This window comes from Citricoccus sp. CH26A, from assembly GCF_000224415.1.
Lineage (GTDB): Bacteria > Actinomycetota > Actinomycetes > Actinomycetales > Micrococcaceae > Citricoccus.
The window spans coordinates 1-20,221 of the sequence record NZ_AFXQ01000039.1; the positions used below are offsets into that span (position 1 = coordinate 1).

Genomic DNA, 20,221 nt, shown 5'->3' on the forward strand with positions numbered 1-20,221 from the left:
GCTGGACGGCTTCGCGGTCACGGTGCCGGTCCCGGAGTACTTATAGGTCCCGGCCACCTTCTTCACCCCGTTGACGTAGTAGACGACGCCCACCTTCGACGGGATCCTCACCGTGTTGGCCCCGGCGCTGAACGACGGCTTGGCCGGCGTCAGCGAAGTGCGGAGGTCGAACGTCCACGTGCGGGTCTCTACGACGTAGTTCTCCGAAGCCGCCTCTGCCTTGACCGTCACCAGCGTCTTGGCCGGGTACGTGCCGGCCTCCTTGCGGTTCCCGTCGATGGAGTACGTGACGCCGGTGACGTCCGGGATGGTCACGGTCTTCTTCACGGGGTCGTGGCTCGGTGAGGGGGCCGTCACGGTCTCCTTGAGGGTGCTGAGCGTGCCCTCCGTCCGTTCGGACACGAACTGCTCGGGTGCACCCTCGACCGGGGTCACCGTGACGACGACCTGGACCGGGAACCCGGCCTCGGCCTCCGTGATGGTGAATCCGCCCGTCGTGCTCGACTGGGTCGTCGTCGCGGACTCGGTGCCGTCCGGGGCGAGCCGGATCACCTGGAGTTCGAAGGACATCTCGCTGCCAGCCGTGACCGGACCGACGACCGTGGCCGTGAGTCGGCCGTCGACCACCGGGGCGCTCGTGGGTGAGAGCCTCACCGACAGCGGAATGCCGGGTTCGGGATCACCGTCGACGCCGTCGGTGACGTCGACGACGACGTCATTGAACTGCAGCTGCTCGATGTTGCGCAGCACGTCCACCGCGGGGTCAGGTCCCTCCGTCTCGACCCGGACCATGCCGTCGGGCAGGGGCGTCAACGTCGCGTCCGCACGGTCCACCGAGTAGACCACGGTGTCCGCCCCGCCGGTGGCCGTCTGGATCCGCCGCTCGATCTTCAGGTCCTTCGGGTTGATGGTCCGGTCGAAGATTCGCTCGACGAACGGCTCGAGCTTGTCCGAGCGCTCCTCGCCGTAGACGATGTTCGTGTCGAGCCAGGCGTCACCGTCGATGAAGTTCTCGCCGGCGCGAGGCTCGATCAGGTCGCTGCCCCCGCCGCCAAGGATCAGGTTGTTGTTCATGTCCTCGGCCTCGAACGGCTGTCCGTCGAGGAACGGCAACGCGTAGACCGGCTGGGCGCCACCACCGAGCAGCTCGCGCAGGCCCTCGACGCGGTCCAGTTGCGCCTGGGTCAGCCGGTGGCCGTACCCGATCTTGTCCTCCTCGGGATTGTCGAACGCGTCCCGGTTCCGGACGCCCCGGACGATGTCGTCGCCGTCGAACCCGGAGAAGGCCTCGACCTCGAGGTACCGGTCGACGATGGCGCTTTCGACGCCGGGCACGATCTGGACGGGGTCCATGTCCGCCCGGATGAAGTGGTTCGTCTTGTCGTACGTGACCCAGTCGAACCCGAGCATGCCCGCGAGGCGGTCGGTGCCCGGTCCACCGATCATGACGTCGTCACCGCCCTCGCCATCGTGGTCGTTGCTGCCCGTACGCCCCACGATGACATCGTGGCCGCCGTGGTACAGGCCCGGGTCGTTCTGCGCCGTCTGGCTCAGGTCGCCGACGAGGAGGTCGGCGTTGGCGCCGCCGTCGATCCAGTCGTCGCCCTCGTCACCACGGGCGTTGTCCTTTCCGGTGCCGCCGAGGATGAAGTCGTTCCCGAGGCCGCCGAAGGTGGTGGCGGCGTCGTGCCCACCGACGATGAAGTCCTGGCCGGAGCCGCCGAACAGCAGGTCACCGAGGCCCGGTCCGCCATTGAGGGCGTCGTTGCCGGCCTCGCCCTGCAGTCGGTCGTTGCCGAAGAGGTCGGTGACGACATCGTCGCCATCGCCGCCCATCAGTGCGTCGTCACCGTCGTCACCCTCGATGGTGTCATCACCGCCCTTGCCCCACACGGAGTCGTCGCCGAGGCCCGTGCGGATGGTGCTGTCCTGGTCGTTGTCCTGGACCACGATGTGCTCCTCGCCGCTGAAGCGCCAGCCCGAGGCCTGTGCGCCCGCCAGGCCCGCCTCGTTGAGCTCGGCCTGCCGCGTGACGCTGTCGTCGAGGTTGAACGTGAGCTGCGGTGCCGCGAACACGTCGTGCGGTACGCGGTCCGCGGTGGTGTTGCGCTGCACGATCTGGGACAGCGAGTTCGCCTCCAGCGCGTGGAACAGGGAGTTGCCCAGGTTGCGCGTCAGGTAGTAGAACCGGTCGCCGTTCTGCAGGTCCTCGAGCTGCTTCTCGAAGACGTGGTTGAACGTGGCGCCGAGCATGCCGCCGAAGACGTACGGCTTCTCTGCGAGGCCACCCATCCACAGGTCGATCCCATCCAACCCGGTCTCTGCGGCGGGTGCCTCCATGAACGCCTTGTCCTTGGACAGCTCGACGCCGGCGGCGCGCTTGGCTGCCAGGGTCTCGGCCCCGGTGACGCTGGGGTGGTTGCCGTACGCGGCGATGAAGTTTCCGATGGACTCCGGGTTCTTCATCGAGAGCCGGAAGTCCTCCCAGCTGGTGTAGGGCTTCAGCTGCGGATCGCGGGTCTCGGCGAAGAACGCCTTGCGCGCCGCCTGCAGTCCCGGCGTGCCGGTCTCCCTCGCCCGCGCCATGTTGATGGTCGCCAGGTCCAGCGGCAGCCCGAGGAGCTGGTTGCGGAGCGTGTCGGTGACGAACTCGTCCACCCCGTTGGCGGTCTGGTGCGAGAGTCCCTTGAGGATGTTGCCGGCGGCGTCGTCGGCGGACGTGCCGGACTGCGCGAACAGGGTCGGCTTCAGGAAGGCGTCCAGCAGCTTGACGTCCTTCATGGTTCCGTCGGCCTGCTGGACGGGAATGGTCTCCCGGAGCATGGAGTGTCCGAACCGGTACACGGAGTGGGCGAACTCGGCGCGGATCGAGGAGTCCACGTCCGGCTGGTACGAGTTCTCGTTCAGGACCACCGGGTCGATCTCGGGCTGGATCCGACGGGCGAACTCCTCGAAGACGAGGTGCTGGTACTGCATCTCCGCGAAGAAGCGAGCGGCCTGGAACGACCGTTCGCCCTCGTCCCAGAATCCGTCCGCGGCGAATCGGGCCTGCAACTCGGCCGGCATGTCGGCGAGTTCCGCCTCGATCTGCGCCTGGAGGCGGTTGTGCTCGGAGTGGAACACGTGGTGCACGGCGGTCAGGCCGATGTTCTCGTTGACGCGTCCGTCGCCCGCGACGTAGTGGGCATCCAGCGCGTCGTTGTCGTACCCGGGGATGATCACGCCGTCACCGTCGGTCTCGGGGGCGGCACCGTGGGCGATGTCGTCCAGGAACGAGGCGTTGGCCGTAAGGCCGTTGGTGGCGACCGGGGCGGCCCTGTTGCCCTCGACGAGCCCGTCCTTGGTGGCGAGCTGGGCGTTGCCGGCCGCGCTGAGGAGCAGGTGACCGTAGGGATCCGTCGCCAGCAGGGGAACGTCCAGGACGTCTGCGTCATCGAGTTCGATGCCGAGGACGGTTCGTGCCTGGTCCTTGACGTCCTTCCAGGTGGGAAGGCCGCCGTCGGCACCATCGAGCATCCGTCCCGTGGGCACCGGTTTGCCGTCGACGACCTCGTACTCGCGCATGAACGCGTGATGGGAGGCGTGCGATCCGTAGGTCTGGTTCAGGTCCACGAACGGGGTGGTGCGGTTGACGTGCTCGCGGGCACTGCCGTCCTTGCCGGTGTCGATCGTGGCACGGGTCAGGGTCAGGAAGTTGGTGCGCCCCCCCGGCGTGTACAGCGGATCGTCCTCCTTGAGCGGAACGACGACGGTGCCGTTGCCGCCCTTGGACACCAGGTCCAGTCCGTGGTCGAAGAACTGGCCGAAGATGGTGAACAGGCTCGTGGCGGAGGCCGACATGCCCTCGTCCGTGGCGATGTCCGGGATGACGGTGTTGGTCTCACCCTCCGGTCCGGCTCCCGCGACGCGCTTGGCCACCTCGGCGGCCGCCGGGTTGGCCGTGGTCTGGTCGACGATCAGGTTGCTGATCGTGCGCGGGGCGGAGTCGTAGACGAAGCCGTCCGTCTGCTTGTAGCTCGTCGCCGCCCCGGGTGCGTTGCTGTTGTTGCCGGGGGCGAACGGCGGGGTGACCTCGGCGTCCGCGTACTGGGCGGGTACGAGGCGCGGGAACGTCTCCTGTGCCGTGCCGAATCCCTCCTGGCCGGTCATGAGGTTGTTCCACCGCCCGTCCACCGTGCGCAGCCCGTGCGGCAGGAGCGGGTTGCCCACGCACGGCTTGTTGGCGGCGTTGAAGAACGTCTGGGACGCGACGTCGAACCGCTTGCCGTTGCCACACAGCGGCGAGGCGTCAGGGTCCTTCAGCGTCCGCTCGGCGTGTGCCTCGGCGATCTCGACCTGCTTGATGATGTACTCGAGATCGCCCTGCGTGATGTTGAAGTCCTGGCCGGGTGGTGGTGCCGCGGATGCCGCCGGCATCGGCACGAGGACGCTCGTGGCGAGCAAGGCGGCCCCAACCGCCATGGCCCCCAACTTCTTGCCCGGTCGCCCGGATGTGGCCCCATTGTTCTTCATGTTCTTTCACTCCCAAGGTGATGACGGTGCGGCAGAACGCCCGGCCCGTCGGACAAAACGGTGGTGCCCCCCATGAGGTTGCTTCTTCGTGGGCCGCCGGGGACTGGCGGGACTCGAGACTGTGAACGGGGTGCCGCGTCGCCCCGGTGACCGGGGGCGGTGACTTGGAACGATGCGACTACGCCGAATCTAGAAGCAGGGGGAACCGCCGGGAACACGAAGGGGTACTCGCGCACCGCTCCCTGCACCTCCGGCCATATCGGTGAACCGGTCAGTGCTCCGGTGCAGGACGGCGGCAAGCACGAGTCGGTACTCGTTCACTGCTTGTTTGCCCCTGGAGACCGTATCGACGGACCGGGCGGGGCACGACAAGGTCATCCCGTGCGGGAACCGCCGGGGGATGCCGCGGTGACGCGGCCAGGTCCGGTTCGTTCGGGAGTGGTGGCCCGGGGCGGCGAGCGCCGGCCCCGGCCGAACCACCACCGTCCTGGCGGCCGGGTACGCCTAGTCGGCCGTCTCGGGCCAGTTGCCGTCCAGCATCTGCAGGAACTCGGGCTCGGAGACCAGCTCGACGTGCTGGCCGGCGTGCCGGCGGGTCAGCGCGTCCCGCGTCTTGCGGTGTCCCAGGGCTCCCCCGCGCGCGCCGGCGGCCAGGTCCTCCGGCCGGAAGCCGTCGCCCACCACGAGCATCGTCGTCTGGCCGTTGATCCTGCTGGACGGCTGGGCCCCGCACTCGGCGGCGCGGTTCTTGGCGTCCTGCCGGGACATGCCCAGGTTGCCGGTGAACACCACCGTGTGCCCGAACAACGGGTGGGTGGGGTCAGCATCGGGCGCCGGGGAGGCGTTGGTGCCCTCGTCCGGCCAGTGCATCAGGTCGGGCATGGTGGAGGAGCGCGGCAACGCCGCCTCGGCATCGAACACCGGGCCCAGGCCCCGCGCCTGGCGGGTCGCCCGGGACTCGGGGCCCTGCCCGGCGCGCCGGGGCTCGAGCCGGCGAAGGCGGATCCCCTCGGCGGCCAGCACACGGGCCAGGCCCCGCTCCAGGACGGCCGTCACCCCCGACGTCTCCGGTGCCCCGCCCCCGGTGAGCATCGCCGCGGCCCCGGGGCCGAACGGCACCCCCGCGGACGCCGGGGTGCTCGTCCTGCGGGACACCACGTCGATCATGATCCGCGCGCAGGCCTCGGCGTCGGCGAGCGCGTCGTGGTGGTTCCTCAACTCGTAACCGGCCTCCCGGGCCGCCACGGGCAGGGCGTACGAGGGCAGGTCGTAGGTGCGCCGGGCCATCACGAGCGAGCAGGCGTAGTCGATCTGGGGGATGTCCATCCCGGAGACCTCGAGCGCGGACTCGATCACGCCGATGTCGAACCCGGCGTTGTGGGCCACCAAGGGGTCGTCTCCGATGAAGTCGGCCAGGTCGGGGAACAGGTCCCCGAAGCGCGGCGCCGTGGCCACCTGGCCGGCGGTGATGCCATGGATGCGCACGTTGCGCGCGTCGAAGCGGTCGAAGCCCGCCGGCGGCCGCATCAGCCAGTACGCCCGCTCGACCGGTCGCCCGCCCCGGACGCGGACCAGACCGACCGAGCACGGTGAGCCGCGGAAGCCGTTGGCGGTCTCGAAGTCGAGGGCGGTGAAGTCCAGTGCCGTGTGCTCCCCTGTCATCAGCGGTCCTCGACCGGCGCGGTCGTCCCCGCGGCGGTGGAACCGGCGCCCAGCACCCGGATGAGCTCGGGCAGCAGCTGGCGGAAGGCCATGCCGCGATGGCTGATCGAGTTCTTCTCGGCTGCGGAGAGCTCGGCCACGGACTCCGACCGCCCGTGCGGCCTCAGGATCGGGTCGTAGCCGAATCCCCCCTCTCCGCGCGGTTCCGTGAGCAGGGCCCCCGTGAGGAAGCCCGTCTCGACGAGTTCCTCACCCGTGGGCGTCACCATCGCGGCGGCGCAGACGAACGCCGCCTGGCGGTGTTCGGGTCCCACGTCCGCCAGCTGGTCCAGCAGCAGCCGCAGGTTCGCCGCATCGTCGCCGTGCCGTCCGGCCCAGCGGGCCGAGAAGATCCCGGGCGCGCCCCCCAGCACCTCCACGGCCAGGCCGGAGTCGTCGGCCACGGCCACCAGCCCCGTGTGGGCCGACACGGCGCGGGCCTTCTTCAGGGAGTTCTCCTCGAACGTGACGCCGTCCTCGAGCACGTCCGGGGCGCCGGCCGTCTCGGCGTCGATGACCTGGGTGTCCACGTCCAGGCCGGGGACCCTCCCGCGCAGGAGTTCACGCAGTTCACGCAGCTTGCCCTGGTTGCGGGTGGCCAGGACCAGCCGCGGCCCGGCGCCGGGGCTCTCGGCCCCGCTCACCGGTCACCGGCGAGGGTCTCGTGCTGGATCCGGGTCAGCTCGGCCGTACCCTCCACGGCCAGGTCGAGCAGCGCGTCGAGCTCGGCGCGCCGGAACGGCGCGCCCTCGGCGGTGCCCTGGACCTCCACGAAGTCCCCGGCCCCGGTGACCACGACGTTCATGTCCGTCTCCGCGCGCACGTCCTCGACGTACGGCAGGTCCAGCATCGGCACGCCATCGATGATGCCGACGGACACGGCCGCCACGGAGTCCTTCAACGGCTGTGCCGCGGCCGGGATGATTCCCCGGCCCTTGGCCCAGGTGATGGCGTCCGCGAGGGCCACGTACGCACCCGTGATGGCGGCCGTGCGGGTGCCGCCGTCGGCCTCCAGCACGTCGCAGTCCAGCACGATGGTGTTCTCCCCGAGGACCTTGAGGTCGATGATGGCGCGCAGGGACCGGCCAATGAGCCGGGAGATCTCGTGGGTCCGGCCGCCGATCCTGCCCTTGACCGATTCGCGCTGGGAACGGGTGTTCGTGGCCCGCGGCAGCATGGCGTACTCGGCGGTGACCCAGCCCGTGCCCTCGCCCTTGAGCCACCGGGGCACCCCCTCGGTGAAGGATGCGGTGCACAGCACCCGGGTGTTGCCGAACTCGATCAACGCCGAGCCCTCAGCCTGACGGGACCAGCCCCGGGTGATGCTGATGGGCCGCAGGGCGTTGAGGGCCCGGCCGTCCTGCCGGGCCGCGGTGCCACCGGTCCCGGGGGTGGGGCTGGTCGGGGGCAGGACAGGGCTTCCGGAGTTCCCGGACGTCGATGAGGTCATGACCGCCATCCTACCGAGCGGCTCAGACCCGGTAGGTGACCCCCGAGACCGCCACGGCCAGGTCGCCGTCGAACGCCTGGCGCGCCTCGACCGACGCCGCGAGCGGATCCGTCCACACGGGCAGGTGGGTCAGCAGCAGCCGGCGCGCACCGGCGTCGGAGGCCATCTGGCCGGCGCGGAGTCCGGTCAGGTGCACGCCGTCGATGCCGTCGTCGCGGCCCTCCTGGAAGGCCGCCTCGCACAGGAACAGGTCGGCGTCCCGCGCGGCCTCCACGAGGCCCTCGCAGGTGTCCGTGTCCCCGGAGTAGGTCAGCACCCGGCGCACGTCCTCGCCGTCCGGCCCGGGCCCGGTGGTCTCCACCCGCAGGGCGTAGGCCTCCTCGATGGGGTGGCGCACGGGGACCGGGGTGACGGTGAACGGGCCGATGGTCACCGGCTCGTGGGACCGCCAGTGCCGGAAGTCGAAGTCGGGGTGCATCCCCGGGTCCGGGTCCAGCCCGTAGGCGATGGCCATCCGGTCCGCGGTGTCCGCCGGTCCGTAGACCGGGACGTGGACGCCCTTCCAGCCGTAGGGGTTCCAGCGGATCGCCACGTGCAGCCCGCACAGGTCCATGCAGTGGTCCGGGTGCAGGTGGGAGAGCAGCACGGCGTCGATGTCGTCCAGGCTCATGTACCGCTGCAGGGTGCCCAGGGCACCGTTGCCCAGGTCCATCAGGATGCGCCAGGTCTTGGGCGCGGATCCGTCCTCGGTACGCCCCTCGGCCGTGACCAGGTAGCACGATGCCGGGGAGCCCGGCCCGGGGAAGGACCCGGAGGCACCGATGATCGTGAGCTTCACCCTGTTGCTGGCCTTCCCTGCGTGGTGGTCGACGGCGAGGTCGCGAGGTTTCCGTCCACTGTACTGGTCGCCGGCCGCCGGCCGCCGCGTGCGGCCTCGAGCATCTCCGGGGTGATCCGGGCGAGCACGCCGGTGGGATAGCGCTCCGAGATGTGGTCCACGTGCTGCACGCCGCCGACCTCCGGTCCGAGGAAGCGCCGGGCCAGCCGCTCGAACTGCTGCGGGTCACCCGTCGCCATGAACCGGTGCCCCGTCGCCTCGTCCACCCCGGCCGGGCGTTCCAGGCCGTGCCGGACCAGGGCCCGGTACACGTCCTTCGCCGTCTCCTCAGCGGAGGACACCAGGGTGACGTCCTCGCCCATGACCAGGGAGATCACCCCGGTCAGCAACGGGTAGTGCGTGCACCCCAGCACGAGGGTGTCCACGCCGGCGGCCTTCAGCGGCGCCAGGTACTCCTCGGCCGTGGCCAGCAGCTCGGGACCGGTGGTGATCCCCGCCTCCACGAATTCCACGAAGCGGGGGCAGGCCACCGAGGTGATCCGCAATTGGGGGGCGGCGGCGAACGTGTCCTCGTAGGCCCTCGAGCCCACCGTCGCCTCCGTGCCGATCACCCCGACGTGCCCGTTGCGCGTGGCCGCGACCGCGCGCCGGACAGCCGGCTGGATGACCTCGACCACGGGGATCCCGTACCGGGCCGTGTACCGTTCCCGGGCGTCACGCAGCACGGCCGCCGAGGCGGAGTTGCACGCGATGACCAGGACCTTGACGCCCGCGTCCACCAGTTCGTCCATGATCCCGAGCGCGAAGGCCCGCACCTGGGCGATGCTGCGCGGGCCGTAGGGTCCGTGGGCCGTGTCCCCCACGTAGGCGATCTCCTCACCGGGCAACTGGTCGATGATCGCCCGGGCGACCGTCAGTCCGCCCACCCCGGAGTCGAACACCCCGATCGGTGCCAGGCCGGCCGGCGTGGGGTCAGCGTCCGCGGGGGCCGGTCCGGGGCGCACGAAGGTCTGTGAGTTCTGGGTCATGGTCCTTCAGAGGATAGGCGCAGGGCGAGGCGTCAGTCGGGAAGGCGCGTGGACAGGGCCACCATGAGCGTCTCGAGCAGCCACGTGGTGAAGTTGTACAGCAGGGCCATGTAGGACTCCACGTCCGTGGCCTCGGACCAGTCGTCCACCTCGTGGACCCTCTCGGCATCCTCCTCGGTCTCGATGCCCAGCCGGGACGAGAGCACCAGGCGCACGTCGTTCAGGGCACGGCTGAAGGAGACCGCCTCGGGCTCGGTCAGCACGACGGGGTTGGCCTGCAGTGCGGCCACCGCCCGCTGCAGGTCCTGCGTCTTGGACCGCCGCACGGCGTCCTCGGTGAGGGCGCGGAACTCCCCCGCCGCCCGGTCCGCCGCGCCGGAGTCCCCCTCGTCGCCGTCGTCACCCACGACGCCGTCCGGCAGCAGGCGCGCCAGCGCCGGGTCCTCGGGAGCGGGACGGTACGGGGCCGCCGTCGGGACCGTCCCGGCTCCGGGCCCGGCACCGTCCGAGACGCCGGGCAGCCCACCGTCCTGCAACGGCCCGAGGCCGGCCACGATGTCCCAGAAGGCGTCCCCGTCCGGACCCCCAGTGTCGGGCCGGTCGGCCATCACGGCGTCGGGACTCCCGGGCCGGTCCCCGTCGAGGAGTTGGATGACGTCCTGGAACAGGGTGCGCAGCAACCGGCGTTCGGCACGCTCGAGGTCGGCCACGAACCCCTTCGGCGTGGACTTGAAGGCACGCGCCATCAGGCGCCCTCGCCCGTCTCGTGCTGGAGGGTGGCCCACAGGCCGTACCCGTGCATCGCCTGCACGTGCCGCTCGGCCTCCTCACGCTGGCCCGAGGCCACGATCGCCCTGCCCTCCTGATGGACCTGCAGCATCAACCGGTCGGCCTTCTCCCGGGTGAACCCGAAGTAGGACCGGAACACGTAGGAGACGTAGCTCATGAGGTTGACCGGGTCGTTCCACACGATCACCTGCCAGGGACGGTCCAGCACGGTGAGCCGCGCGGGGTCCGGACGTTCGAGCAGGCCGGTGGACCCGCCGGGCACCTGATCGGGCGAGGCGCCGGGGGGCACGGGAACCTGACTGCACCACACCATGGCGCCCATTCTACGCGGCCGCCGGTCGACGGACCGGGAGGTCACTGGCTGTAGGGTGACTGACGTGACCGAGCTGACTTCGACGCGGGACACGGGCTGGCTCCTGCCCACCTCGCTGTTCACGGACCACTACGAACTGACCATGCTGCAGGCCGCCCTGAGGTCCGGGGCGGCGCACCGTCGCAGCGTCTTCGAGGTCTTCTCCCGCCGGCTGGCCGAGGGCCGCCGGTACGGCGTCGTCGCCGGGACCGGGCGGTTGCTCGAGGGACTGGCCACGTTCCGGTTCGGCACCGGCGAGCTCGACTTCCTGGCGGACCACCGCGTGGTGGACGATGCCACGCTCCAGTGGCTGGCCGACTTCCGCTTCTCGGGCAACATCTACGGTTACGCCGAGGGCGAGGCCTACTTCCCCTACTCCCCCATCCTGCAGGTGGAGTCCTCCTTCGCCGAGGCCTGCATCCTGGAGACCTACCTGCTCTCCGTGCTCAACTACGACTCGGCGGTGGCCTCGGCCGCCTCGCGGATGACCTCCGTGGCGGCAGACCGTCCGTGCATCGAGATGGGTGCCCGGCGCATCAACGAGGAGGCCGCCGTCGCGGCCGCCCGCGCCGCCGTCATCGCCGGGTTCGACTCGACCTCGAACCTGGCGGCCGGCGAGCGCTACGGGGTGAAGACCGTCGGCACGGCGGCCCACTCGTTCACGCTCCTGCACGACTCGGAGCGCGAGGCCTTCCAGGCGCAGGTCGCGGCCCTCGGGCGGGACACCACGCTGCTGGTGGACACCTACGACGTCGAGCAGGGCGTGCGGACGGCCGTCGAGGTCGCCGGCACCGCGCTGCGCAATGTCCGGCTCGACTCCGGTGACCTCGTCGAACAGGCCCACCGGGTGCGGAGGCTGCTGGACGACCTCGGCAACACCGGCACCGGCATCATGGTCACCTCCGACCTGGACGAGTACGCCATCGCCTACCTGCGTTCCGCGCCCGTGGACTCCTACGGCGTGGGCACCCGGCTGGTCACCGGTTCCGGCGCGCCGACGGCCTCCATGGTCTACAAGCTGGTCAGCCGCCAGGACGACGACGGCACCTGGGTGGACGTGGCCAAGGCCTCCTCCGGCAAGGGCTCGATGGGCGGCCGCAAGTACGCCGCCCGCCAGCTCGACGCGCCCGGCCGGGCCACGGCCGAGCTGGTCGGCGTCAACGAGCCGCCGGACGCGGACTCCAACGACCGCCCGCTGCAGCACGCGCTGGTGCTGGACGGCGAGCTGCAGCCCGGATGGACGGGACCGGAGGCGGTGGTCAGGGCCGCCAGGCGGCACCAGGACTCCCGTTCCGAGCTGCCCGCCGCGGTGCGTAGACTTCAGCCCGGCGAGCCGGCCATCCCCACCGTCTTCACCGAGGCCTGACCCACCGGTCCGGCCCGGGTCGGCGTCCCGCCACCACCCGTCTCCCGCAGCAGAGAACAGGAAAGAACCCCACCATGCGTGCCTTGGTCATCGTGGACGTACAGAACGACTTCTGTGAGGGCGGCTCCCTGGCCGTCGAGGGCGGCGCCGAGACCGCCGCGAGGATCACCGCCTTCCTGGACGAACGCGGGTCCGAGTTCGACGCCGTCGTCGCCACCCGCGACTGGCACGTCGATCCCGGCCCGCACTTCGCCGCCGAGGACGCCGAGCCGGACTACACCGAGTCCTGGCCGGTCCACTGCGTGGCCGGCACGGCAGGAGCCGAGCTGCACCCGGCCCTGGACTCCGAGTACCTCGACGCCCAGTTCCTCAAGGGCCGCTTCGACAGCTCCTACTCGGGCTTCGACGCCCAGCTCGGCAGCCCGGACATGGTCCGCTCCGGCGCCCCCGAGGGCACTGCGGGTCCCTTCGGCGCCACCGCCGCCGCGGCCACGGCCGTCGAGGACGGCGCACCCGGCCTGGACGACTGGCTGCGCCAGCAGGGCGTGAACTCGGTCGTGGTCGTGGGCATCGCCACGGACCACTGCGTCAAGGCCACCGTGCTCGACGCCATCGACGCCGGCTATGACACGTTCGTCTACACCGACCTGGTCGCCGGGGTCGACGCCGAGCGCTCCGAGGAGGCCCTCCAGCTGATGGAGGAGAACGGCGCCGTCCTGCAGACCTGGGGCGGATCCGCCGAGTAGTCGTCCTGCCCTCGAGGCGACTCCGACCAGCGGGTCCGGTGACCCGTTGGTCGGTCCGCCGGCGATCCCTCGGCGCGCCACCGGAGTGGAACGGCTGTACCCCGGGTTTGCGTCCGGGTTTTTCCGGCTGGCAGGATGGTGCCGATCCGCTGCAGTGAGCCGCGGATCTCCCTGACTCGTGAGAGGAAACCGATGTCTACTCCCGGTGACAGTCCGGGGCACAGTCTGTGCCCCCCGCCGACACGCGCAGTCGCGCACGACGTGTGGCGGGGGGTGTAAGAGGTGGAAGTAGTCTCGATCCTGCTCGGCCTGGTCCTGATCGGCGCCTGTGCCCTGTTCGTGGCCGCGGAGTTCTCCCTGATCACGGTCAACAAGAACGAGGTGCGCGCCGCGGCCGCCGCCGGGGACAGGAAGTCCGCCGGTGTGCTCACGGCGATGAACACTCTCTCCACCCAGCTCTCGGGTGCCCAGCTGGGCATCACGCTGACCAACCTCGGCATCGGCTTCCTGGCCGAGCCGGCCATCGCGGCCCTCGTGATGGGACCGCTGGGACAGGCCGGATTGGCCGAGCCCCTGGCACGGTCCGTCTCCGTGGCCCTGGCCCTGGTGCTGGCGACGCTGCTGACCATGGTGTTCGGCGAGCTGGTGCCCAAGAACCTGGCGATCGCCCGGCCGCTGGCCACCGCGCGCGCCGTGTCCGGGTTCCAGCGTGCCTTCAGCACGGTCACCGGCCCGCTGCTGACGTTCTTCAACGGGACGGCCAACCGGATCGTCCGGGCACTGGGCATCGAGCCGCAGGAGGAACTGGCCTCGGCCCGGTCTCCGGAGGAGCTCACGGTGCTCGTACGGCACTCCGCCCGCCAGGGTGTGCTGCCCGAACGGACCGCCCAGCTGGTCCAGCGCTCCGTGGCCTTCGGGACGCGGCGGGCCCACGATGCGATGACCCCCGGGACCCGGATGGTCACCCTGGCCCCGGACGACAGCGTGCAGCAGATGCTGTCCACGGCCGCGGCCACCGGACACTCCCGGTTCCCGGTCATGGAACCCGGGGCCGCCGAGGTGAAGGGCATCGTCCACGTCCGCCGCGGGCTCGCGGTGCCGTTCATCGAGCGCTCGAGCGCCAGTGTCCGCACGGTGATGGACTCCCCCACCCTGATGCCGGACACGGTGGAGTTGGACGACCTGATGGACACCCTGCGCGCCGGCGGCCTGCAGATGGCCGTGCTGATCGACGAGACCGGCGACGTGGCCGGGCTGATCACCCTGGAGGACCTGGTCGAGGAGCTCGTCGGCGAGGTCGTGGACGAGCACGACCCGGACGAGGGGACCAGTGAGCGCCTGGCCGACGGGACCTGGCGGCTCGACGGGGCCCTGCGCCCCGACGAGGTCAGCACGCTGCTGGGGTACCACATCCCGGAAGGCTCCGACTATGACACCCTCGCCGGGTTCCTGACCCTGCACCTGGGGTCGATCGCCACGGTCGGGGACGAGGTCGAGATCGACACCGAACCCGCCCACGGGTATCGGGCCGCGCGGATCACCCTGCGCGTGGAGGAGATGGACGGGGCACGCATCGCGCAGATCAACGCCACCTCCACCCCCCTCGAGACGGAAGGAAGTGCCCACTAGTGGATACCGTGGGAATTATCCTGACCATCGTGCTGCTCGCGGCCAACTTCTTCTTCGTCGGCGCCGAGTTCTCCCTGATCGCCGCCCGCCGCAGCATCATCGAGCCCAGGGCCCAGGCGGGCGGCCGGGCCGCCCGGATGACCCTGTGGGCGATCGAGAACGTCTCACTGATGATGGCCGGCGCCCAACTGGGCATCACCGTGTGCTCCCTGGCCCTGGGGTACGTCACCAAGCCGATGGTCGTCTACGCCCTGCAGGGACCGTTCGAGGCCATCGGCCTGCCGGAGACGGCGATCGACACCATCGCCTACGTCATCGCCTATGCCCTGGTGACCTACCTGCACGTCGTGCTCGGTGAGATGGTCCCCAAGAACATCGCCCTGGCCGGACCGGAGCGGATGGCCCTGGTGCTCGGACCGGCACTGGTCGTCGTCGTGCGGATCCTTCAACCGATGCTGTGGGCCATGAACGCGATGGGCAACGCCATCCTGCGCCTGTTCAGGGTGACCCCGAAGAACGAGGTCACCAGCGCCTTCACCCGGGACGAGGTCGCCGGGCTGGTCGGCGAGTCCCGCGAAGGCGGGCTGCTGGACCACCGGGACGAGCGCCTGCTGCTCGGCGCCCTCACCTTCGAGGAGCGTTCCGTGGAGTCCATCGTGATCCCCCTGCACGAGGTCACCACGCTCCCGGCCGGGTGCACCCCGGAACAGGTCGAGACCGTCGCAGCCAACGGGTACTCACGGTTCCCGGTGCAGTCCGAGGACGGCGAGCTGCGCGGGTACGTCCATGTCAAGGACCTGCTCAGCCTGGATGCGGTCGAGCGGAACGCGCCCCTGCCGGAGCGGCTGGTCCGGGAGCTGCCGCAGGTGCACCTCGCCGAGCACCTGCAGACCTCGTTGCGCCGGATGCAGCGGGACGGGGCGCACCTGGCCCTGGCCGTGGACGAGGCAGGCCATCCCTACGGGATCGTCACCCTCGAGGACATGCTCGAGGAACTGGTCGGGCAGATCCGCGACGACAGCCGCGTCGCCCGGTAGCAGCGGTGGGCACCCGGCCGGGTCACACCGGCCGGTCGCCCGGACCTGCGGGCCGCCCCCAGTCCAGAACGGTTCCGCCGAGTGCGGGCGTGAAATAGCGTGAGGTGATGGACGCCGACACCCTGGTGAATCTCGCGCTGGTCGTGCTGTTCGTGCTGATCGGAGGAGTCTTCGCCGGCACCGAGATGGCCATCGTGAACGTGCGACCGTCCCAGGTCCGGACCCTGGAGTCCGCCGGGCCGCGCGGGGCCAGGACGGCGGCCCTGGTCCGGAACCCCAACCTGTTCCTCGCCGCCGTGCAGATCGGGGTGACGGTCGCGGGGTTCTTCTCCTCCGCCTATGGCGCCTCGACCATCGCCCCGGACCTCGAACCGTGGCTGGTGTCCCTGGGCATGGGAGAGCAGACGGCCAGCACCACGGCCCTGGTGGGGCTGACGCTGGTCATCGCCTACCTGTCCCTGGTGTTCGGGGAACTGGTCCCCAAGCGGCTGGCCATGCAGAACGCGATGGCCCTCACCCGGACGCTAGCCCCGCCGCTGGGAGTCTTCGCGCTCCTGATGCGCCCGGTCATCTGGCTGCTCTCGGCCTCCACGAACGTCGTGATCCGCCTGCTCGGCGCGGATCCGACGGTGGACCGGGAATCGGTCTCGGCCGAGGAGATCCGGTCCATGGTCTCGACCGCCGAGTCGTTGGAGGAGGTGGACCGGCGGGTTCTCACCGCCGTCTTCGAGGCCGCGGAACGGACCGTCGTCGAGGTGATGCGCCCCCGCCCCGAAGTGAACTTCCTCGACGGCACGACCACGGTCGAGCAGGCGCTGCGGGAGTTGGCCACGCTGCCGAACTCCCGGTACCCGGTGACCGGGCGGGACACCGATGACGTGCTGGGCTTCGTCCACGTCCGGGACCTGCTGCGGGTGGAGGACCGCACGGTCACCCTGGGGTCGATCGCCCGGACCATCACGGTGCTGCCCGGTACGGTCGAGGTCCTGCGGGCGCTGCACCGCATGCGGGACAGCGGTGACCAGATCGCCCTGGTGATCGACGAGTACGGCGGCACGGACGGGATCGTCACCCTGGAGGACCTCCTGGAGGAGCTGGTGGGTGACATCTACGACGAGTTCGACGACAGCCTGGAGCCGGCGGGCGGCACCCTGGGCGAGGGGCAGTACGTGGAGGTCGACGGGGGTCTCATCCTGCAGGAGCTGGCCCAGCACACCGGCGTGCGGCTGCCCGACGACGGTTCCTACGAGACCGTCGGTGGGTTCATGATGGCCGAGCTGGGCCGGGTCCCGGAGATCGGGGACGTGATCGACGTCGAGGGGGCGTCACTGCGGGTCCTGGCCATGGACGGGCGGCGCGTGGGCCGCGTGCAGATCAGCCAGGGTGCCGGAACCGGGCCCCCCGAGACGGGTAGCTGAGCCACGCGCTGGGGCCGCCGGCCGCTGGCTGCCGGCCCCGGTCGTCCCCGGCGTCCCACGGCGTCCTCCGACGAGGGGGACGGGCACGCCCGTGGCCGGGGTGGTGCCGGCCCTCAGCGGCGGCGTCCCGAGGCGCCGGCGGGGCGCGTCCCAGCGGCCCGCCGACGGGACCAGAGCGGTTCGAGGGCGGCGTCCTCCTCGGCGGTGGCGCTCCGGAACGGCGGGTCGGCCGGGGCGGGCGGTCCCTGGCGCCCCTGCCCGCGGGTGGCCCGCAGGCTGGCGATGACGGACACGGTCAGGATGAGGACGACGACGGCCAGGGAGACCGGGGTGGGAATGTAGAACACGTCGATCTTCAGCAGCATCTTGATCCCGACCCAGACCAGCACCAGCGCCAGGCCGACCTTGAGGTAGACGAAGCGGTGTATCAGGTCGGCCAGCAGGAAGTACATCGCCCTCAGTCCCAGGATGGCGAAGGCGTTGGCGGTGAAGACCAGGAACACCTCGTCGGTCACCGCGAAGATGGCCGGGATCGAGTCCACGGCGAACACCACGTCCGTGGTCTCGACCAGCACCAGCACCGCCAGCAGCGGAGTGGCCAGCACCACCCCGTCCCGGCGCACCAGCAACCGCTGGCCGTGGAAGGTGTCGGTCATCGGCACCAGCCGGCGGAACACGGCCAGCACCCTGGACTGGTCCGGGTTCAGGTGCTCGTCGCGTTGCCGGATCATCCGGTAACCGGTGTACAGCAGGAAGGCGGCGAACACGTACAGCACCCAGGTGAAGTGCTGGATGAGCACCGCCCCGGCGGCGATGAAGATGCCGCGGAACACGAGGGCGCCGAGCACCCCGAGGAACAGCACCCGGTGCTGGAACTGCGGCGGGACGGCGAAGTGGGTGAAGATGATGGCCCACACGAACACGTTGTCCACGGACAGGGACTTCTCGATGAGGTACCCGGCGAAGTACTGCTGGCCGTACTCGGCACCCCATCCGGTCCAGACGAGCACGCCGAAGCCGACACCGCACGCCACCCAGACCGCGGACCACGCGGCGGCCTCCCGCACCCCGATGACGTGGGCACGGCGGTGGGCGAGCAGGTCGACGACCAGCATCGCGATGATGAATCCGAGGACCACTGACCAGGTCCACAGGGGGACGTCCATGACGGGACACCTTTCGATCGATGTGATCGAAGGTCTCTCCCGGCCGGCTGAGGGCCCGCCCGCCGGGCCCGGTGGGCCGTAGTGACGACGGGTCGGCTGGGGGGATACTCCCCTTCTGGTGCAGGAAATTAGACCATGACCGCCCCGGGGTGTTCAAGACCCCCGCTCATCCCCCGACGGCCGTGGAGAGGACCGGTGCGCTCACTTCCGTCCGACGAACCAGCCCGCCAGCGTCTGCAACCGGGTCTCGAGCTGCTCGGCCGTGGCCTGGGCGACCGCCGGTCCCCCGCTGATCTCCCGCAACCGGTTGTGGATGATCCCGTGCGGGGTGCCGGACCGGGCCGACCAGGCCGAGACGTTCTTCGAGAGCTGGCTGCGCATCTCCTTGAGGCGGCGGTGGTCCACGACGGTGGCCTGACCGTCGTGGCCGGCCGCGCCCGTGGCAGCGTGGTCGGCCCGTGGACGGCGCCGGAGCTGTTCGGCCTGGCGCTGGCGCAGCAACTGCCCCACCTGTTCGGGCTCCAGCAGTCCCGGGATCCCCAGGAAGTCCAGCTCGTCATCGGACCCGACCGCCCCGCCGGTGCCGAACTCGGAACCGTCGAAGAGCACGCGGTCGAAGGCCGCCTGGGACTCCAGTGCCTTGAACTCGGAGCGGGTCAGGGAGTCCGAGGCCCGGTCCTGGCGGTTCGCCGCCGCGAGCAGGTCCTCCTCCGGGGACTGGGACAGGTCCTCCGACTCCAGGACGCCGGGGGCCGCTTCGGGCCGGTCCAGGGCGTGGTCGCGTTCGGCCTCCATCTCATTGGCCAGCAGCATCAGCTGGGGCACCGAGGGCAGGAACACGCTGGCGGTCTCCCCCCGGCGCCGGGAGCGCACGAAGCGGCCGACGGCCTGGGCGAAGAACAGCGGGGTGGAGGTCGAGGTGGCGTACACCCCGACGCAGAGCCGGGGCACGTCCACGCCCTCGGAGACCATGCGCACCGCGACCATCCAGCGTTGCGTGCCGGCAGAGAATTCCTCGATGCGGTCGGAGGCGCCCTTGTCATCGGACAGGACGACGGTGATCTCCTCGCCGGTGATGGCCCGCAGCTGGGCGGCGTAGGCGCGCGCGTCCTCGTGGTCCGTGGCGATCACCAGGGCGCCGGCGTCGGGGACGTTGCGCCGCACCTCGGTCAGCCGGCGGTCCGCCGCGCGCAGCACCGAGGGGATCCACTCCCCCTCCGGGTTCAGGGCGGTCCGCCACGCCTGGGCGGTGATGTCCTTCGTGGCCGCCTCACCGAGCTGGGCCTCCATGACGTCACCCGTGGAGGTCTGCCAGCGCATCTGGCCGGAGTAGGCCATGAAGATCACCGGCCGCACCACGTGGTCCCGCAGCGCGGGGCCGTAGCCGTAGGTGTAGTCCGCCTTCGACCGGCGGATGCCGTCCTCGAACTGCACGTAGTCCACGAAGGGGATGGCGGCGGTGTCCGAGCGGAACGGCGTGCCGGTCAGGGACAACCGGCGGGTGGCCGGTTCGAACGCCTCACGGATGGCGTCTCCCCAGCTCAGGGCGTCTCCGCCGTGGTGGATCTCGTCCAGGATCACCAGGGTCCGGGCGTTCTCCGTCCGGTTGCGGTGCAGGATCGGTTTGGACGCCACCTGGGCGTACGTCAGCGCGACCCCGATGTACTCGTCGCCGTGGCGTCCGTCCGCGTTCTTGAAGTTCGGGTCGATCGCCAGCCCGATCCGGGCGGCGGAGTCCGCCCACTGCCGCTTCAGGTGCTCCGTGGGGGCCACGACGGTGATCCGGCTGACCGTCCCGGCCTCCATGAGCATCTTCGCCACGCGCAGCGCGAAGGTCGTCTTACCGGCGCCCGGGGTGGCCACGGCCAGGAAATCCTGGGGCTGTTTCGAGAAGTACAGCTCGAGGGCCTCCTGCTGCCACTGGCGCAGCTTCGGGGCGGTCCCCCAGGCCGCCCGCTCCGGCAGGGCGGGGGGCAGGTCTTCACCGATTTGGAACAGTGCATCGGACACGGAGCTTCGCTGGCCTCCTCAGGCGGGGACGGTGCAGGGGTGCGGTGGACGGACGGAGCGATGGGCGCGGCGGGGCCCTGCGGCGGGCCGGCCGGGGCTCCCCGGAACGGGGCGGGTGGGCGCGCGCCGGGTCGTCGGGCACGACGACGGCGCGTCACCGGGGTGCGTTGGCCCGGTCG

The 20,221-nt window shown here is 70.8% G+C and carries 15 protein-coding genes; 5 read left to right on the top strand and 10 right to left on the bottom strand.

Annotated features, from left to right (window positions below):
* The 8 genes from CITRI_RS18120 to clpS all read right to left on the bottom strand — a co-directional run.
* On the bottom strand, nt 1–4,461 hold a 4,461-nt coding region (locus CITRI_RS18120), incomplete at its 3' end, for a peroxidase family protein (RefSeq protein ID WP_010145759.1).
* A gap of 555 nt (nt 4,462–5,016) precedes the next feature.
* On the bottom strand, nt 5,017–6,174 hold the full coding sequence (locus CITRI_RS0115055; RefSeq protein ID WP_010145760.1) for an exonuclease domain-containing protein: 1,158 nt from the start codon (nt 6,172–6,174) through the stop codon (nt 5,017–5,019).
* Nucleotides 6,174–6,857, bottom strand: a complete 684-nt coding sequence (rdgB, locus tag CITRI_RS0115060; RefSeq protein ID WP_010145761.1) for an RdgB/HAM1 family non-canonical purine NTP pyrophosphatase — start codon at nt 6,855–6,857, stop codon at nt 6,174–6,176. Before rdgB ends, CITRI_RS0115055 begins: the two co-directional genes overlap by 1 nt.
* A complete protein-coding gene (gene rph, locus CITRI_RS0115065) occupies nt 6,854–7,663 on the bottom strand; it encodes a ribonuclease PH (protein ID WP_010145762.1) in 810 nt (269 codons plus the stop codon). Before rph ends, rdgB begins: the two co-directional genes overlap by 4 nt.
* 22 nt (nt 7,664–7,685) lie before the next feature.
* Complete coding sequence (locus CITRI_RS0115070; RefSeq protein WP_010145763.1) at nt 7,686–8,501, bottom strand: MBL fold metallo-hydrolase; 816 nt, start codon at nt 8,499–8,501, stop codon at nt 7,686–7,688.
* Entirely contained in the window at nt 8,498–9,529 is a 1,032-nt protein-coding gene (gene murI, locus CITRI_RS0115075; protein WP_010145764.1) for a glutamate racemase, read from the bottom strand. The genes CITRI_RS0115070 and murI overlap by 4 nt, the downstream gene beginning before the upstream one ends.
* Before the next feature lie 32 nt (nt 9,530–9,561).
* Nucleotides 9,562–10,275: a DUF2017 family protein gene (locus CITRI_RS0115080; RefSeq protein WP_010145765.1), complete on the bottom strand. Its 714-nt coding sequence runs from the start codon at nt 10,273–10,275 to the stop codon at nt 9,562–9,564.
* Nucleotides 10,275–10,631: an ATP-dependent Clp protease adapter ClpS gene (gene clpS / locus CITRI_RS0115085; protein WP_029139393.1), complete on the bottom strand. Its 357-nt coding sequence runs from the start codon at nt 10,629–10,631 to the stop codon at nt 10,275–10,277. Before clpS ends, CITRI_RS0115080 begins: the two co-directional genes overlap by 1 nt.
* A 64-nt stretch (nt 10,632–10,695) precedes the next feature.
* Here clpS and CITRI_RS0115090 point away from each other — a divergent pair, with 64 nt between their 5' ends.
* From CITRI_RS0115090 to CITRI_RS0115110, 5 genes are all read left to right on the top strand, one after another.
* Nucleotides 10,696–12,036 (top strand): nicotinate phosphoribosyltransferase, encoded by a 1,341-nt coding sequence (locus tag CITRI_RS0115090; RefSeq protein ID WP_010145768.1) that lies wholly within the window; start codon nt 10,696–10,698, stop codon nt 12,034–12,036.
* A 74-nt stretch (nt 12,037–12,110) separates the two neighbouring features.
* On the top strand, nt 12,111–12,782 hold the full coding sequence (locus CITRI_RS0115095) for an isochorismatase family protein (RefSeq protein WP_010145770.1): 672 nt from the start codon (nt 12,111–12,113) through the stop codon (nt 12,780–12,782).
* A gap of 282 nt (nt 12,783–13,064) precedes the next feature.
* Nucleotides 13,065–14,411: a hemolysin family protein gene (locus tag CITRI_RS0115100; protein WP_010145771.1), complete on the top strand. Its 1,347-nt coding sequence runs from the start codon at nt 13,065–13,067 to the stop codon at nt 14,409–14,411.
* On the top strand, nt 14,411–15,448 hold the full coding sequence (locus CITRI_RS0115105) for a hemolysin family protein (RefSeq protein ID WP_010145772.1): 1,038 nt from the start codon (nt 14,411–14,413) through the stop codon (nt 15,446–15,448). Before CITRI_RS0115100 ends, CITRI_RS0115105 begins: the two co-directional genes overlap by 1 nt.
* 107 nt (nt 15,449–15,555) lie before the next feature.
* Nucleotides 15,556–16,866, top strand: a complete 1,311-nt coding sequence (locus tag CITRI_RS0115110; RefSeq protein ID WP_010145773.1) for a hemolysin family protein — start codon at nt 15,556–15,558, stop codon at nt 16,864–16,866.
* Nucleotides 16,867–16,979: 113 nt separating this feature from the next.
* On the opposite strand, the gene CITRI_RS0115115 is transcribed toward CITRI_RS0115110, so the two are convergent.
* Together CITRI_RS0115115 and CITRI_RS0115120 are read right to left on the bottom strand one after the other, a co-directional pair.
* A complete protein-coding gene (locus CITRI_RS0115115) occupies nt 16,980–18,032 on the bottom strand; it encodes a TerC family protein (protein WP_010145774.1) in 1,053 nt (350 codons plus the stop codon).
* 201 nt (nt 18,033–18,233) lie between these two features.
* Entirely contained in the window at nt 18,234–20,042 is a 1,809-nt protein-coding gene (locus CITRI_RS0115120; RefSeq protein WP_010145775.1) for a DEAD/DEAH box helicase, read from the bottom strand.
* Between the last annotated feature and the right edge of the window lie 179 nt (nt 20,043–20,221).

Bases quoted from the DNA above. Each gene is read 5' to 3' on its own strand.
- CITRI_RS0115055 (WP_010145760.1), bottom strand. From the start codon at position 6,174: ATGACAGGGGAGCACACGGCACTGGACTTCACCGCCCTCGACTTCGAG.
- rph (WP_010145762.1), bottom strand. From the start codon at position 7,663: ATGACCTCATCGACGTCCGGGAACTCCGGAAGCCCTGTCCTGCCCCCG.
- murI (WP_010145764.1), bottom strand. From the start codon at position 9,529: ATGACCCAGAACTCACAGACCTTCGTGCGCCCCGGACCGGCCCCCGCG.
- CITRI_RS0115080 (WP_010145765.1), bottom strand. From the start codon at position 10,275: ATGGCGCGTGCCTTCAAGTCCACGCCGAAGGGGTTCGTGGCCGACCTC.
- clpS (WP_029139393.1), bottom strand. From the start codon at position 10,631: ATGGTGTGGTGCAGTCAGGTTCCCGTGCCCCCCGGCGCCTCGCCCGAT.
- CITRI_RS0115095 (WP_010145770.1), top strand. From the start codon at position 12,111: ATGCGTGCCTTGGTCATCGTGGACGTACAGAACGACTTCTGTGAGGGC.
- CITRI_RS0115110 (WP_010145773.1), top strand. From the start codon at position 15,556: ATGGACGCCGACACCCTGGTGAATCTCGCGCTGGTCGTGCTGTTCGTG.
- CITRI_RS0115115 (WP_010145774.1), bottom strand. From the start codon at position 18,032: ATGGACGTCCCCCTGTGGACCTGGTCAGTGGTCCTCGGATTCATCATC.